The sequence below is a fragment of the Mucilaginibacter calamicampi genome (assembly GCF_042676765.1).
Classification (GTDB): Bacteria; Bacteroidota; Bacteroidia; order Sphingobacteriales; family Sphingobacteriaceae; genus Mucilaginibacter; species Mucilaginibacter calamicampi.
Map to the genome: position 1 here is coordinate 650377 of NZ_JBHTHU010000001.1, position 15323 is coordinate 665699.

The following is a 15323-nucleotide window of genomic DNA, read 5'->3' on the forward strand; positions in this document are numbered from 1 at the left end:
GAATTTTTTTAACTATGCCTTTATGTTGGCTTTAATACGCTCAACCATAAATTTACCAATGTCGTCAGTACTAACCCCTTGAGGTATAAATCCCCACTGGTTCATTATATAAGCGCCTTTAAAACCCATGCTTTCAGTAAGCTGTATGCATTTATCAAAGTCGTACTGAGGGGTTGTTATCTTGCCATCAACCAACGCGATATTTGATACTTTGGCTGATACCGCATATGCATGTGGTATTATCTTAGCCAATGAATCGTACATGGTGGTGGGGTTATTATAGTTGCCAAAATCGGGTTGGGTATATAAGCCCTGCGCGCCTTTTATTATTTCAAGGTGTTTATCCGGATCTCTTTCAATGCCGGAGTGGTTGGCAGTTATTATAGTTATATTCTTAGCTTTTGCTACAGGTACCAGTTCCTGATAAGATTTAATACTTTGCTCTACCGAAGCGTTTCGCGGGCCTCCGGGATTCACGCGCACACATTTAGTGCCTAAAATGGCTGCTATATCCAACCATTTTTTTACTTGTTCAACGCCGGCTTTGCGTCTTTCTTCATCAAGCGTAGCCAAATCATAGGGTGTCCTGTCGGCCGGAGAGGTATCTATCTGAAAATTTAACAGTTCACTTCCAGCCGCTTTAATTTTTCCTTTTAAATCGTTTAAATAGCCTTTATCAAACGACATTAAATGATCACTCCAAAATTCCAGCTTTTTTACACCGAACACATCGCGGTGATGTTGTGGCATATCCAGCAAGGTAAGTTCGTTAGTTACCACCATCTCTGGCCGCGTTTTAATTTGATTGCGGTATAGGAGGGTGCCCATACCAATGCGGTCCATTACGTCTTTTGCCGGTAAAATACGGGCTATGGCAGGTGCCGCTGCTACGCTAAATGCGAAACCTGATGTGGTAGCAATAAATCTTCTTCTGTTCATTTGAAAAATCAAACGTTAATGTTTGCGCTATAGAAACGCCGTTAATTGGTTTTACCAAATATATCATTTAGCACAGCTAACGCAAAGCATTGTACTTAGAATGTTACGGTGAAAAAGGCGCGGAAAAATCAGCCCGATTATTGGCTAATCGTGGTCGGTATGACCGCGGAAACTGTAAAAAAGATAGCCAAGCGCCGGAAGAATAAAAAGACTGCCAACAAGCAGCGCGCCTCCGAGGGTGTTAATAGTATTTGCCGATGCGTGGTCGGTCAATAAAGATAAATGATCGCCGTTTTTTACGGTAATAAAGTAAGGGTAGTGAGTATACCCAACAGAAAGTAAGATCATGCTTACCTGGAAGGCCGCATATACTCTGATTATGTGCTTTTTCTTTCTGTTGATACCCACCCAAAGCATAACTAATGATATGGAAGCCAATACAACAGCAGTTAAGCTAACGGGATTGCCAAAGATCCACTTAGCCATTCTGATGTTGTTAGTTTCTGCGGCCAGAAAAACCAATCCGCCGCAAAAGAACGCTACAATGTTTAGCACTTTAGCTTTTTTAACAAAGCGTTTAACATCAAACTCGTCTTCAGCTTCGCCTATCAGGTAAATGGCGGCCAAAAATCCGCAAAGCGCAACTGTAAATAACCCCACCGCTACCGAGAACCAATTTAACCAGTTAAAAACATACGCGTCGGCAAAGCCGGCGGCGCCGGTGTCTATTTTTCGTGATAGCGCGCTTCCTGCTATGATCCCCAAAAACAGCGGCGTTAAAAAACTGGAATAAACAAATATTCTGTTATAAAGCGTTTGGGTGCGATATCCTTTTACAGCATCGTAATGGCGGAAGGTAAATGCTGTGCCGCGTGCTATAATGCCCATCAACATAGCTAAAATGGGGATGTGCAGATAAGTACACATAACGCTATAGATCTGCGGAAATCCTACAAATAAAATTACCACCGCAATAATTAGCCACATGTGGTTAGCCTCCCATACCGGCCCGATAGCTTGGTAGCTGGTAGACCTCGTACGCTGCCGGTTAGCTTCGGATGTAAAAAGCTCAATTATACCCGCGCCAAAATCTGCCCCGCCCAACAAAAAGTAAAGCAGTATAGCCAGGCACAGAAAGAGGATAACTATTGTTAACATTGTTTAGTCATTGTATCATTGGTCGTTAGTCATTGGTCATTAGTCACTAGTCATTATGCGTTTGTTCAAAACATTCAATAACCAATCTTTAATCTTCAATAACTAATCTTTATAAATTCAATAATCACTCATTCACTAATTCCCTCATTCACTCCTTAACGTCATACACCACCGGCACCATTTTAATTTGCCTTTGCAGCAACACAATTACGGCAACGCTTAGCGTAAAATATATAAAGGTGAAAAGATAAAACGAGTACTGTATGCCGGGCATGGGTGTAACAGCGTCGGCGGTGCGCATAACATCCTGTATTATCCAGGGTTGGCGACCCACTTCCGTTACCGTCCAGCCGGCCTCCAATGCTATAAAACCAAGCGGTGTAGCAAAGATGAAGAGCTTTAAAAACCAGGGTTTAAATAGCCAATTGTGTTTTTTCCATATACAGATGAGGTATAAAACTCCTATGGCCAGCATTATCATACCCAAGCCCACCATTATCTGGAAAGCATAATGGGTAATAGCAACAGGTGGCTGCTCGTTGGCAGGTATCTGATCCAGGCCTTTAACCGGGGTTTTAAAATCATCATGCACCAAAAAGCTAAGCAGGCCGGGTATTTCTATACCATAATTTACTTTTTTGGCGACAGTATCTGGTATGCCACCTATTACCAGCGGCGCGTACTCCTGAGTATGAAAATAGGCTTCCATAGCGGCCAGCTTAGCGGGTTGCCTTTTGGCGGCATGCTTGGCAGATATATCGCCGCTTATGGGTTGCAACAGCGCCGCAATGGCACCAAACACAATAGCAATTTTAAAGGCGCGGGTGTGGAACGATATGTTTTGCTTGCGAAAGATCATTAAAGCGTGAATACCGGCTACGGCAAAGCCTGTGGCGGCAAAGGCGGCAATCGTCATGTGCAGCGATTCGCTGAACCAGGCGCCGTTAAACATGGCTTTAATGGGATCTATATTGGTGTATTTGCCATTGATGTAATCAAAACCCGAAGGGCTGTTCATCCAGGCATTGGCAGATACCACCAATATGCCCGAGAGTATCCCGCTTACACCCACCAAAACACCGGTAAGCCAGTGGAACCATTTGTTAAATTTGTTCCATCCGTATAAAAAGAACCCCAACGCTATCGCTTCAATAAAAAACGCCACACCCTCTAATGAAAATGGCATCCCGAAAATCGGCCCCGCATGCAGCATAAATTTGGGCCACAACAATCCCAGCTCAAAAGAAAGCATAGTGCCCGACACAGCCCCGGTCGCAAAGAAAATAGCCACGCCTTTGCTCCATGCCTGGGTAATGTTTTTATAAACGATGTTGCCGGTTTTAATGTATTTGTAATGCGCTATCGCCATAAAAACAGGCATCACCATCCCAATGCACGAGTAGATAATATGAAAGCCCAATGATAGGGCCATTTGCGAACGGGCGGCTAAAAAATCATCCATAGTAATGATGAATAAACTATGCTAATATAGGCCAAACGGTATTAATACTGTTACATATTATATTATTCTGTGTCTATTATAAATAATACATAATGATTTTAAACTAGCATTTATATGATTCTTAAATAGGATTTGTAGGATTAGATGATTATAAGATTTAATGTGAGTTTATAATCTAACTTAAAATTAAACGTTACCATTAAATTGCAGATATTCACAATAATATTTTCAAGCAAAATTAACCCTGCAATCATCTAATCCAGTAAATCCTGATTCAGACAATTAGCTATAGTTCATACAAACAATGAAGTTATCCGAATCCCTTTTAGCGGCGGCTCTTATAGCGGCTACCTTTACCGCCAATGCCCAAACCGTAGCGCCTGCAGCGTCAAAGTACGATCAGCACCAGGTTTTTAAGCCCTTATTTTATCCTGACAAAGCTAACGAATACCGCACCGCAGGCGGCGCGCCCGGCATAAAATACTGGCAAAACCGGGCAGACTATAAGCTGGATGTTACGCTTGATACGGTAAAAAACCGGGTTAGCGGTAGCGCATTAATAACCTATACTAATAACAGCCCGGATGCTTTACCATTTTTATGGCTGCAATTGGATCAGAATATTTTCAGGGAAGATTCGCGCGCGCAGGAGACAAGCAATGTTAACGGTGGCCGCTTTGCTAACCGAACCTATACCCAGGGTGATGAAATAAAAAGCGTAACCCTAATTGCGGATGGTATAACCACTAAGGCAGATTATTTGGTTACCGATACCCGCATGCAGATAAAACTGGCATCGGCGCTAAAACCTACAGGGGCTAAGTTGCAGATAAAAATTGATTACGCTTTTGAGATCCCGGAGTACGGTACAGACCGCATGGGTCGTATGGAAAGCGTAAACGGCTGGATCTACGAAATTGCGCAATGGTACCCGCGTATGGAGGTTTATGATGATGTAAGCGGATGGAACACCATTCCCTATTTAGGCGCGGGAGAGTTTTACCTGGAATACGGCGATTTTGACTACACCATTACCGCGCCGGGTAATATGCTGGTAGTAGGATCTGGCGAGTTGGCTAATCCTGCCGAAGTTTATACAGCCGCAACTATTGCTAAGTTGAACGCGGCCAAAGGCAGCGACAAAACGCTGATGATACGTAGCGAAGCAGATATTAATAGCGGCGCTAAGTTCGGCCTTGCCAAAGCCAACCTTACCTGGCACTTTGTGTGTAAAAACGCACGGGATGTGGCCTGGGCGGCTTCAAAGGCATTTGTATGGGACGCGGCACGCATTAATCTGCTCAGCGGCAAAAAAGCTTTGGCACAGTCTGTTTATCCGGCAGAGAATGGTAAACCAGAAGGCTGGGGCCGATCAACAGAGTACGTAAAAGCTACCATAGAGCAATCATCAAAAAGATGGTTTGAGTATACCTACCCGGTTGCTACCAATGTGGCGGGCGTTGTAGGAGGGATGGAGTACCCAGGGATTGTGTTTTGCGGCGCAGGCGATCTGGGCAGCGCGCTTTGGAACGTAACCAACCACGAGTTTGGGCATAACTGGTTCCCGATGATAGTTGGTTCTAACGAGCGTAAATACGCCTGGATGGACGAAGGTTTTAATACTTTCATCAATAATTTGGATACCAAAGAATTTAATAAAGGTGAGTACTTTGAGAGAGAGGACATTCAAAAACAAGCCCCGGGCATATTCGGCGAAGACGCGGAACCTATTATGAGTTTGCCCGATGTGATACAGGAGAATTATTTAGGCAATGCCGCCTACAATAAACCCGCACTGGGCCTTACTATTTTGCGCCAACAGATATTGGGCGAAAAACGTTTTGACTACGCCTTTAATACCTATATAAAACGCTGGGCCTTTAAGCACCCTACGCCGTGGGACTTTTTCCATACCATGGATAATGCTGCGGGCGAGGACCTGAGCTGGTTTTGGAACGAATGGTTTTTAACCACATGGAAGCTGGATCAGGCAGTGCGGCAGATAGATTATGTGGAAGAAGACCCTAAAAAAGGCGCGTTAATAACTATTGAGAACGCTGAAGAAATGGCCCTGCCGGTAACCATTGAGGTAGTTGAGGAAAGCGGCAAAACTGGTACGGTAAAACTTCCGGCAGAAATATGGCAGCGCGGCGGCATCTGGACGTTTTTATATCCATCAACAGGTAAACTAAAAATGGTTACTATTGACCCTGAACATACGCTGCCTGATATTAACCCCAATAACAACTACTTTAGCGGGCAACTGGTTGAAGCCGGCGTAACGGCAGCGGGTGTTGTAAAAAAATACCTTGATGCCATTGGTGGCGCACAAAAGATAAGTGCTTTAAAAGATATAAGTATTAATGCCGAAGGTAATTTGCAGGGCACTGCCTTAAAAATGCAAAGTGTTTATAACGCGCCGGCGCAGTACGCATATAATATTACCGCCCCGGCCTATAATAATGCTCCGGTACTGCAAATTGCCAGCAACCGCGATAGTTTAAGGATAAGCCAAACCGGGCGTGAATACCCTATTGATAAGGCTACAGCAGAGCAGGTAAAGGCGCGGTATTCTTTCTTTCCGGAATTACAATTTGATAAACCTGGTTACCGCCTGGCTCTTGAACCGAATATGCAGGTGGTAGGCAAGGGCTTGGCGTACTTGATAAACATTACCTATCCCGGTGGTACGGTGGTTAAAGCTTATTTTGACGAAAATACTGGCTTGAAAGTTAAACAATACACCGATGTGGCCGGCGCAAGCATAACCGAGTGGAGTGATTACCGCGACACCCCGGCAGGTATTAAAATACCATATAAAATTGCCACCAACCTGATTGGCCAGCCGGTTGATTTTGATGTAAAGGAGGTGAAGGTGAATAGCGGGGCAGGAGCCGGGGTGTTTAAATAGTCTTTGAGGAGTTAGGATTATTTTAAAGATGTGTTATAGAGAAATGGGAGGAGAGTCACCTTCCAAACGCAGGGTCCTCTGCGGGAGACCCTGCGTAGACGAAATAATTTACAATGAAGATCGCATATATAATTTTTAATCAAATTACCTGGCTTGATCTTATCGGTATTTATGATCCTATTAGCCGGCTAAAATCAATGAACTATCTGCCGGATCTATCCTGGGATATTTGTGGTTTTACAGATACAGTAAGCGATAGCTTTGGTTTAGAAATAAAACCTGATAAAGTGCGTAATCCACTTAATGATTATGACGTTATAATTGTTCCCGGTGGATTAGGAACCCGTCAATTACAGTTTTACGATGAGTTTTTAAAATGGATAAAAACAGCCGTTGACGCACCTTATAAAATATCGATTTGTACAGGCAGCCTTATTTTAGGTGCCGCGGGTTTTCTTGAAAACAAGAAAGCGACAACTAATTACCAGGAGTATGCTGCTTTGAAACCGTATTGCAGAGAAGTTACTGAAGATAGAATTGTGGATGACAATAAGACAATTACCGCAGGTGCAGTATCGGCATCAATAGACCTTGGATTGTACCTGTGTAATAAATGGGCCGGAGAAAGCGCTGCAAGCTCCATAAGGCAACGGATGGATTATCGCGGGTAATAATTTACGTCCCCGTAGGGTCTCCTGCAAGAGTCCCTGCGGGAGGAGAAGCACCGTCCAAACGCAGGGATGAAAACACAAAAAAAGCCTCTATCGAAAGATAGAGGCTTTTATATAAAGCGAAACGTTGCTAGATCAGATTACTGTCTGCTAATACCTGGTTCATGTTACGTACAGCATCCGCGCTTTTGTTAAAGGCAGCTTGCTCATCAGCAGTTAAGCTGTAGTCAACAATTTTCTCCCAACCGTTCTTGCCCAAAATAACAGGCACAACTAATGAGATGTCTGACTGACCGTACTCGCCATCTAAAGCCACACCGCAAGAAAGCAGTTTCTTTTGATCGCGTACAATGGCTTCAACCATAAACGCGGTACCTGCGCCCGGTGCGTACCAGGCAGAAGTACCAATTAATTTGGTTAAGGTAGCACCGCCAACCATTGTCGCAGCAACAACTTTATCCTGTTGCTCTTTACTTAAAAAGTTGGTAACAGGTACGCTGTTCCAATAAGCGTGATTGATCAACGGGATCATAGTAGTATCGCCGTGACCACCTATAACTACAGCGTTAAGGTCGGCAGGAGAGCAGCCCAGTTCCTGGCTCAGGTAATATTTAAACCTTGCAGAGTCCAGCGCGCCACCCATACCTATAATACGGTTTTTAGGCAAGCCCGAAGTTTTAAGGGTAAGGTAGTTCATGGTATCCATTGGATTAGATACAACTATAATAATGGTGTTTGGAGAGTGTTTTAAAACGTTCTCTGTAACACTTTTAACAATACCGGCATTGGTGCCTATTAACTCTTCGCGGGTCATGCCGGGTTTGCGCGGCAAACCTGATGTAATTACTACTACTTCAGAATCAGCAGTAGCAGCATAATCATTGGTAACACCTTTAATTTTTGTATCAAACTCTAAAAGAGCGGCGGTTTGCATCATGTCAATAGCCTTGCCTTCAGCAAAACCTTCTCTGATGTCTAATAAAATTAATTCTTCGGCTAACTCTTTCCTTGCAATGTTATCCGCGCAAGTAGCGCCGACTGCACCGGCACCAATAACGGTTATTTTCATGATTTATATGATTTTATTAATAGATGAATTATACAGAGCGCAATTTTAATAAAAAATATACAATACTCTCTGCAAACCAGTTAAATAATACAAACATAATACTAAAACGGTTTAGTGATAATAAATGTATTGTATCTGGTGCAGGAAATTGCTCAATATAAACCTCGAATTTTTACTGCAATAGTCCTCAAACACAAGCGAAGCATAACTCATTGCTTAAACAAATTGGGTTTTTAATATAATTTGGTAATTTTTTTATGTGATTTTAAATTTTTTGATTGTTTTTGTGATAATATTTGCAAAAAATAGAATTATTATTTTAGATTTGTCTGCATAAAGCGATTTATACTGTTAAAAATCGCAATTTGAATCAAACTTTACAAATTACATAAAAAATGGCAACAAAACTCGAGTACATTTGGCTTGATGGGTACAAACCAACTCAAAGCCTGCGTAGTAAAACAAAAATTGTTAAAAGTTTCAGTGGAAAAGTAGAAGATCTGGATAACTGGAGCTTCGATGGTTCATCAACTGAGCAGGCACCAGGCGGTTCATCAGATTGTATCTTGAAGCCAGTGTATACTTGCCCTGATCCTGGAAGAAAAGACGCTTACCTGGTAATGTGTGAGGTGTTGGATTCAAAAGGTCAGCCACACGAGTCAAACGGTCGTGCCCTTATACAGGATGATGACAATGATTTCTGGTTTGGTTTTGAGCAAGAGTATTTCCTTTGGGATCCTGCTACCAACAAACCACTTGGTTTTCCAAGCAACGGTTACCCGGCACCACAAGGCCCTTACTACTGTTCTGTAGGAGCTAATAACGCTTACGGTCGCGAGATTGTTGAAGAGCACTTAGACGTATGTTTGGAAGCAGGCTTAAACGTTGAAGGTATCAATGCTGAAGTTGCTGCAGGTCAGTGGGAGTTCCAGATCTTCGCTAAAGGCGCTAAGGAAGCTGGTGACCAGATCTGGGTTGCACGTTATTTATTAGAAAGAATAGGCGAGAAATACGGAGTATCAATTAACTGGCATTGCAAACCGCTTGGTCAATTAGACTGGAACGGTTCTGGTATGCACGCTAACTTCTCTAACACCTTATTACGTACTGCTAACAGCGAAGCTAAATTTAAAGCAGTTTGCGAAGCTTTCCGCCCTGCGGTTGCTGAGTGTATAGCTGTTTACGGTGCTGATAACGATCAGCGTTTAACAGGCAAACACGAAACTGCTTCTATCCATGACTTCAGCTATGGCGTATCAGATCGTGGTGCTTCTATCCGTATCCCTCTGTATGCTGTTGATCACAACTGGAGCGGTTATCTGGAAGATCGTCGTCCTAACTCTGCTGCCGATCCATATAAAGTTGCTGCAGTTATCATCAAAACTGTTAAAACAGCTAAAGTGTAATCACTCTAAAACTTACATAATCAAATCCCTTCCGGCGAAAGTTGCGAAGGGATTTTTTTATGCTTTTAAGTATGCGGAGTAATCGCCTGTAATAATTTCTGTTAAGCCGTTAACGGGTAGGTTATAAAGATATATCCAACATTCAATTGATTTACTCTCAATTGTCACTGTTTCAAGTTGGCGTATAAATAAATTGGGTTGTATTTGTTCGGCACCAAAGCCTTCATAATCGTCTAATATGTCAAAATCGTTTGCGGGGTTATTTAAGCAGTAAATTCTACCTTTTATATCATATCCCGCATCATCGGCAATTGCGCCGGGGTATTCGCCGCAGTTATACAATCTTCCTTTAAAAATAGCGATGTCTACAAAGTCGGCGTTATGCAATAGGTAGCGGCCAAACTCGTTATTACCGTCAAGCAAAGATCCATAAACAAACAGCAGATTATTATTCATTAAACTAATATAAAGTTTTAAGGTTATAGCTGATAAAAGTTTATAATAACAGCGTTATTAGCTATCTTGGTACAGTTTAATTTCGACCATGAACGAACAGCAAATTTCTGCCTATTTGCAGGAAAACAACATACAAAAAATAAAATTTGCCTTTGCGGATATTGATGGCGTATTGCGCGGAAAGGTTATTCACAGCAAAAAGTTTCTTGATGGCTTAAAAAACGGCTACGGCTTTTGCGATGTGGTTTTTGGTTGGGATAGCAGCGACAATGCTTACGATAACGTAACGCTTACCGGCTGGCACACCGGCTACCCCGATAAGCCCTGCTATATTGATCTGTCAACCTTTCGTACCGTGCCGTGGCAGGATGATATACCGTTTTTTCTTGGCGATTTTAGCGGGGACAATCAGAACGGTTTAGCCGCATGCCCCCGTAGTCTTTTAAAACGAATTACAGCTGAGTGCGAATCACTAGGCTACCACCCGGAATTCGCGCAGGAGTTTGAATGGTTCAATTTTAAGGAAACACCGCAATCTTTAAGCGATAAAAGCTTTATCAACCCGCAGCCATTAACACCTGGCATGTTTGGTTACTCCATTCTGCGCACATCAGAGAATAGCGAATTCTATTATGATCTGTACAATCAGTTATCGCAGTTCAATATTCCGGTAGAGGGTTACCATACAGAAACAGGCCCCGGAGTTTATGAAGCGGCAATAATGCACAGCCATGTAATAGAAGCGGCAGATAGGGCGGTGCTGCTTAAAAGCGCAATCAAGGAAATAGCCTATAAGCACGGCATAATGGCATCGTTTATGGCTAAATGGGATGAAAACCTGCCGGGTTGCGGCGGCCATGTGCACCAAAGCCTATGGAGCGCCGACAAGGCAAGTAACCTGTTTTATGATGGCAACGGCGTCAACAAAATGAGCGAGCTACATAAACAGTACTTGGCAGGCCAGTTGTATTGCCTGCCGCATATTATACCTATGTACGCGCCAACCATAAACAGTTACAAACGCCTTGTGGAAGGAGCGTGGGCACCTACAACTATAACCTGGGCAGTTGAGAACCGTACAACAGCGTTAAGGGTTATTAATACATCTGAGGCTTACACCCGACTTGAAACCCGAATTCCCGGTGCTGACACCAATCCTTATTTGGTAATGGCAGCTGCACTCGCCTCAGGTTTATATGGCATCAAAAACAAACTTAAATTAGAAACACCGCAAACCATTGGTAATGGGTATGCCAATGCCGGTAATGGTAAAATAGCAGCTAACCTGTTTGATGCATCAGTTGCTATGAAGGATTCGGCAGTTGCAAAGGAGCTGTTTGGCGCAGCATTTGTTGAACACTTTACGCAAACCCGTTTTTGGGAATGTAAACAATTTAACAAAGCGGTAACTAACTGGGAGTTGAAGCGGTATTTTGAGATTATTTAATGATATATATCATATAATTCCTTCGCCTGCGTTATATTTGCCGCCCTTGTGGCAAAAGTTCAAATGGATCATTCTTTAATCATAAAAAAAGCCTGGGAAGGTTACGATGCTTCAAAAACCATTAAAAGTATTGAAGACATTAGCGCTATGGTGTCTACCAACCGGGTATTCAGGATCACGTTTGATGATGATGATATTATTATAGCCAAGTTCTCCTATTTCGGAAAATTTGAGAACTTTAAAGAGGATCATCGCATTATACACAGTCTGTCTAATAACTTACTCTATCCTTTTGAAAACGTATTAGCCAAGTCGCTGGTAAAAAATAACCGCGTTTACATTTATCATTACAAGCAGGGTAAAGCGGATGCCTGGGTAGTTTTCTACAACCCAACGCGTATTCTTGATCGTCTTCCCCGCCGCCTTGAAGAGCATCACATTATCAAACTTGGGCAGCAGGTTGGTAAGTTTCATAAAGCGTGCAAGCATATAAAAAATGTACTGCCAAAATCTTCAAAAACGCTTCGTACTGATATTTATTCGCTGATGCATCAGTTGGAGGTTAACGAAAAACAGTTTGGGTCTGCCATGAAAGCTGATTTTTTGAAATACCATTGCGAAACTTTCCTCAAAAACCGCTCAAAATATACCATGAGCTCGTTTGATATTATCCCCGTTTTCATTGATTGGAACATAGGTAATTTTTCTGTGGATAGTAATCAGAATTTGTACTCGCGTTGGGATTATGACTGGTTCAGGATGAGTTACCGTGTGTTGGATTTTTATTTTTTGAGTAGGGTAGTATCTGACATTGGCGATAGAACTGTATTTAGCTATGGCATTAATACTTTAAATGAAGATCGTTTTATACTTTTCCTTCAGGAATACCATAAAGTTAACCCACTTACCGCTAACGAGGTGCGTTTTTTGAAAGAGGCTTATCGTTTTTTTATTCTGAACTATGTTATGAAGGATGGAAAATACTTTTTTGCCGAGCAATATGCCAAAAAGCTGCAAGCCGAGGCGTTTGAGGTTTATCTCCCATCAGTAGATCGCGATTTTGACGCTGAGAAATTGGTGAGCGCATTAGGGCTTTCTTAAGCCTGGTGTATACAGCATGTATTTGCTGCTTAAAATGATATATTTGAAGCGTCACTATCTAATTCCCTTAAATACAATATGCAGCGCGTTGATAATTTCAAGACCATTATTGATAAATATGATGTAGTTTTTTTTGATGCATTTGGCGTGTTGAAAAACTATACCGGCTTAGTTAAAGGTATTGAAAGGACTTTTGAGTATCTGGCTGAGCAAAATAAGGAGTATTATATAGTTACCAATGATGCATCGCGCAGTCCGGAGCAGTTGGCAGCGTCTTATCATTTATTGGGTCTTAACGCCATTACAGCCGATAGGATAATTTCATCGGGGATGCTTACCAAAGAGTACCTTGATCTGAAAGTGCAGGATGGAATAGTAGCCTATTTAGGTACCGAAAATTCTGCCCATTACATTGAAAGTTCGGGCTTGCATACCATCCCTGTAGCGCATGTTAACGAAGATAATTTTGATCAGGTAAATGCGCTTATATTTTTAGACGATGAAGGTTTTGACTGGCGTAATGATCTTAATACGGCTGTAAATTTGCTGCGTCGCAGGCCAATACCGGCTATAGTGGCCAATACTGATTATGCATACCCTGTATCTGTGCAAAATGTAGCGGTAGCAGTTGGTGGCTTAGCAAAAATGATAGAAGATATTGTAGGTAAGGCGTTCATACGTTTTGGAAAGCCCGATTCGCAGATGTTTATGTTTGCTTATGATCTGATTAGGGATTACCGGCCTATCAACAAAAAAGATATTGTAATGGTAGGCGATACCCTGCAAACCGATATTTTGGGCGGAAACAAATATGGTTTAGATACAGTGTTGGTACTGTCAGGAAATACCCGCGCGCAGGATGCTAATGTAAGAATAAACTCTACCGGTATTGTTCCAACTTATATATGCGAGTCTGCAGTGGTTGAGCGGGATATGTTTTAATTAACTATTAACCAACCGGTCGTAGTCGTCGGGGGTATCAACATCAAATGCACCCTCGGGGAAAGGCAATTCTACCACAGCATTAGAATATTTTTGCAATATTTTTTTAGCTCCTTCGTTCCCCCGCATCTTTAACAGATCGTCAAAAAAGGAGTTGTCAAATAATACCGGCGGACCCAAGGTGTTATTATAAGCACTTGCAACAATTTTCCCTGGTGTAGCCTTTTCTATTAATTGATTAATAAAATTTTGATCAACAAGCGGTTGGTCAGTGAGCATAAATAATACCGATGAAATTTCCGGTTGAATTTTTAGCAGCTCTTTTAAACCATAGCTAATGCTTGTGCCCATGCCCAGCGCCCAGTCTTCGTTCACAAAAACCTGTATGTTGCTAGTACCAATAGTGGAAGAAATATTTAGCGCATTTGCGCCCAAAACAACGGCAATTATATCGCTGTGAGAGCCAAATGCGGTGTTGATGGCGTTTTGTAACAACGTTTGGCCTCTGAAAAGCAGGTTTTGTTTGGCCTTACCCATGCGGCTTGATGAACCTGCTGCCAAAATTATAATGCCGGTCATAACGCTTGTTTAATTATCTGGTCGGCGCGGTCGTGTATAAAGGTTTTGTTGCGTAAGGATACAGCTACACTTTTCTTTAAAACTGCTTGTATTTCCGACAAGATAGACAGCGCGATCTCGTCAGCATTTTCTGATCCTATTGCCAACCCCGCCGGGCCATAAACGTTTTCCAATTGATCAGTAATAATCTCTACCCCCTCATCACGCATATCATTAAGCATCCGGTTTAAACGCTTTTTTGGCCCAAGGCAACCTACATAAGTTAATTGTAGTGGCAGCAATTGCTTTAACATGGCCATATCGTAATTAAAGTTATGCGTCATTAGTACTACAGCTGTTCTGTCGTCAAAAGTCAGTAATGGTAAAGCCTGATCGGGTTTAGCAGTAATAACCTTAGCTGTTGGAAACCGGCCCGAAACCGCATAATTAGCCCGACCGTCAACAACGGTAACTTGCCAGCCTAAAACCGCAGCGAAGTTCATCAACGGAATTGCATCATTGCCTGCCCCAAAAATTACCAGTGAAACAGCTGGCTGCAACAACTCTACAAAGCAAGTAAACTCAGCGTCGTAAGAATAAGCTTTTGTTACCGAGTTGCCATTACGCAGCACATAATGCGCATCATCAATCACGGCGTTTTTTACAATTTCATCAGGGAATTCGTTGGCTATAAACTCGTCGTCTGATAATAACAGGCAGGTGCCGGGCTGTTCTTTTTTCTTGTCCTTTAACGAGAAAAGCGTAGCGATAACCACCGGACGCCTACGGCCCAGAAACAATTTGAACAGATTTATTGGGCTATTATCATTGTTTGTGGATAATGGTTCTATTAAAATATGGATGATGCCGTTGCATCCCAAACCAACACCAAATTTGGCGTCATCATCGTCGGTGGTATCATAAGTAACCAGCATGGGGCGGTTTTGTGCCATGGCTAAACGCGCTTTTCGCAAAGCGTCACCCTCAAGGCAGCCACCACTTATAGCACCGGTTAGCTCACCATCATCAGCTATTAACATGCGTGCCCCGGCATGGCGGTAGGACGAACCCTCCACATGCACCACAGTTGCCAAGGCTGTTTGCTTGCCAAGCGCGGTAGCCTTATCAAAAGCGGTAACTATGTCGTGCAGTTCTTTCATCCAAACAAATATAAACGAATGTTTGGAGCCGGGGTAACTAATA

Annotated in this window: 13 protein-coding genes; 6 read left to right on the plus strand and 7 right to left on the minus strand. The window is 42.6% G+C overall.

What is annotated here, in order from left to right:
• Positions 1–12 precede the first annotated feature (12 nt).
• From ACFQZS_RS02855 to ACFQZS_RS02865, 3 genes are all read right to left on the minus strand, one after another.
• Positions 13–939: a sugar phosphate isomerase/epimerase family protein gene (locus ACFQZS_RS02855; RefSeq protein WP_377097109.1), complete on the minus strand. Its 927-nt coding sequence runs from the start codon at positions 937–939 to the stop codon at positions 13–15.
• Between the two features lie 144 nt (positions 940–1083).
• Positions 1084–2097: a cytochrome d ubiquinol oxidase subunit II gene (locus tag ACFQZS_RS02860; protein ID WP_377097110.1), complete on the minus strand. Its 1014-nt coding sequence runs from the start codon at positions 2095–2097 to the stop codon at positions 1084–1086.
• 148 nt (positions 2098–2245) lie between these two features.
• Entirely contained in the window at positions 2246–3559 is a 1314-nt protein-coding gene (locus tag ACFQZS_RS02865; protein WP_377097112.1) for a cytochrome ubiquinol oxidase subunit I, read from the minus strand.
• A gap of 304 nt (positions 3560–3863) precedes the next feature.
• Here ACFQZS_RS02865 and ACFQZS_RS02870 point away from each other — a divergent pair, with 304 nt between their 5' ends.
• Positions 3864–6470 carry a M1 family metallopeptidase gene (locus ACFQZS_RS02870; RefSeq protein WP_377097113.1) on the plus strand — a complete coding sequence of 869 codons (2607 nt, stop codon included), beginning with the start codon at positions 3864–3866 and terminating at the stop codon, positions 6468–6470.
• A gap of 113 nt (positions 6471–6583) precedes the next feature.
• The gene (locus ACFQZS_RS02875; protein ID WP_377097115.1) at positions 6584–7141 is read left to right on the plus strand and encodes a DJ-1/PfpI family protein; all 558 of its coding nucleotides are present in this window, start codon (positions 6584–6586) and stop codon (positions 7139–7141) included.
• Positions 7142–7271: 130 nt separating this feature from the next.
• Here the strand turns inward: ACFQZS_RS02875 and mdh are convergent, their stop codons facing one another.
• A complete protein-coding gene (gene mdh, locus ACFQZS_RS02880; protein ID WP_377097117.1) occupies positions 7272–8210 on the minus strand; it encodes a malate dehydrogenase in 939 nt (312 codons plus the stop codon).
• A gap of 395 nt (positions 8211–8605) precedes the next feature.
• On the opposite strand from mdh, the gene ACFQZS_RS02885 reads away from it, so the two are divergent.
• On the plus strand, positions 8606–9616 hold the full coding sequence (locus ACFQZS_RS02885) for a glutamine synthetase beta-grasp domain-containing protein (RefSeq protein WP_377097119.1): 1011 nt from the start codon (positions 8606–8608) through the stop codon (positions 9614–9616).
• Between the two features lie 57 nt (positions 9617–9673).
• On the opposite strand, the gene ACFQZS_RS02890 is transcribed toward ACFQZS_RS02885, so the two are convergent.
• Positions 9674–10072: a gamma-glutamylcyclotransferase family protein gene (locus tag ACFQZS_RS02890; protein ID WP_377097121.1), complete on the minus strand. Its 399-nt coding sequence runs from the start codon at positions 10070–10072 to the stop codon at positions 9674–9676.
• An 88-nt stretch (positions 10073–10160) separates the two neighbouring features.
• Here ACFQZS_RS02890 and ACFQZS_RS02895 point away from each other — a divergent pair, with 88 nt between their 5' ends.
• The 3 genes from ACFQZS_RS02895 (at position 10161) to ACFQZS_RS02905 (ending at position 13562) form a co-directional block, all read left to right on the plus strand.
• Positions 10161–11519 carry a glutamine synthetase family protein gene (locus ACFQZS_RS02895; RefSeq protein WP_377097123.1) on the plus strand — a complete coding sequence of 453 codons (1359 nt, stop codon included), beginning with the start codon at positions 10161–10163 and terminating at the stop codon, positions 11517–11519.
• A gap of 63 nt (positions 11520–11582) precedes the next feature.
• Positions 11583–12620, plus strand: a complete 1038-nt coding sequence (locus ACFQZS_RS02900) for a hypothetical protein (protein WP_377097124.1) — start codon at positions 11583–11585, stop codon at positions 12618–12620.
• A 78-nt stretch (positions 12621–12698) separates the two neighbouring features.
• Entirely contained in the window at positions 12699–13562 is an 864-nt protein-coding gene (locus tag ACFQZS_RS02905; RefSeq protein ID WP_377097126.1) for an HAD-IIA family hydrolase, read from the plus strand.
• Here ACFQZS_RS02905 and ACFQZS_RS02910 read toward each other — a convergent pair whose 3' ends face one another.
• Both ACFQZS_RS02910 and ACFQZS_RS02915 read right to left on the minus strand, forming a co-directional pair.
• The gene (locus ACFQZS_RS02910) at positions 13563–14141 is read right to left on the minus strand and encodes a nucleotidyltransferase family protein (RefSeq protein ID WP_377097128.1); all 579 of its coding nucleotides are present in this window, start codon (positions 14139–14141) and stop codon (positions 13563–13565) included. It lies immediately after the preceding gene.
• Complete coding sequence (locus tag ACFQZS_RS02915; RefSeq protein ID WP_377097130.1) at positions 14138–15280, minus strand: XdhC family protein; 1143 nt, start codon at positions 15278–15280, stop codon at positions 14138–14140. The genes ACFQZS_RS02910 and ACFQZS_RS02915 overlap by 4 nt, the downstream gene beginning before the upstream one ends.
• Positions 15281–15323 lie beyond the last annotated feature (43 nt).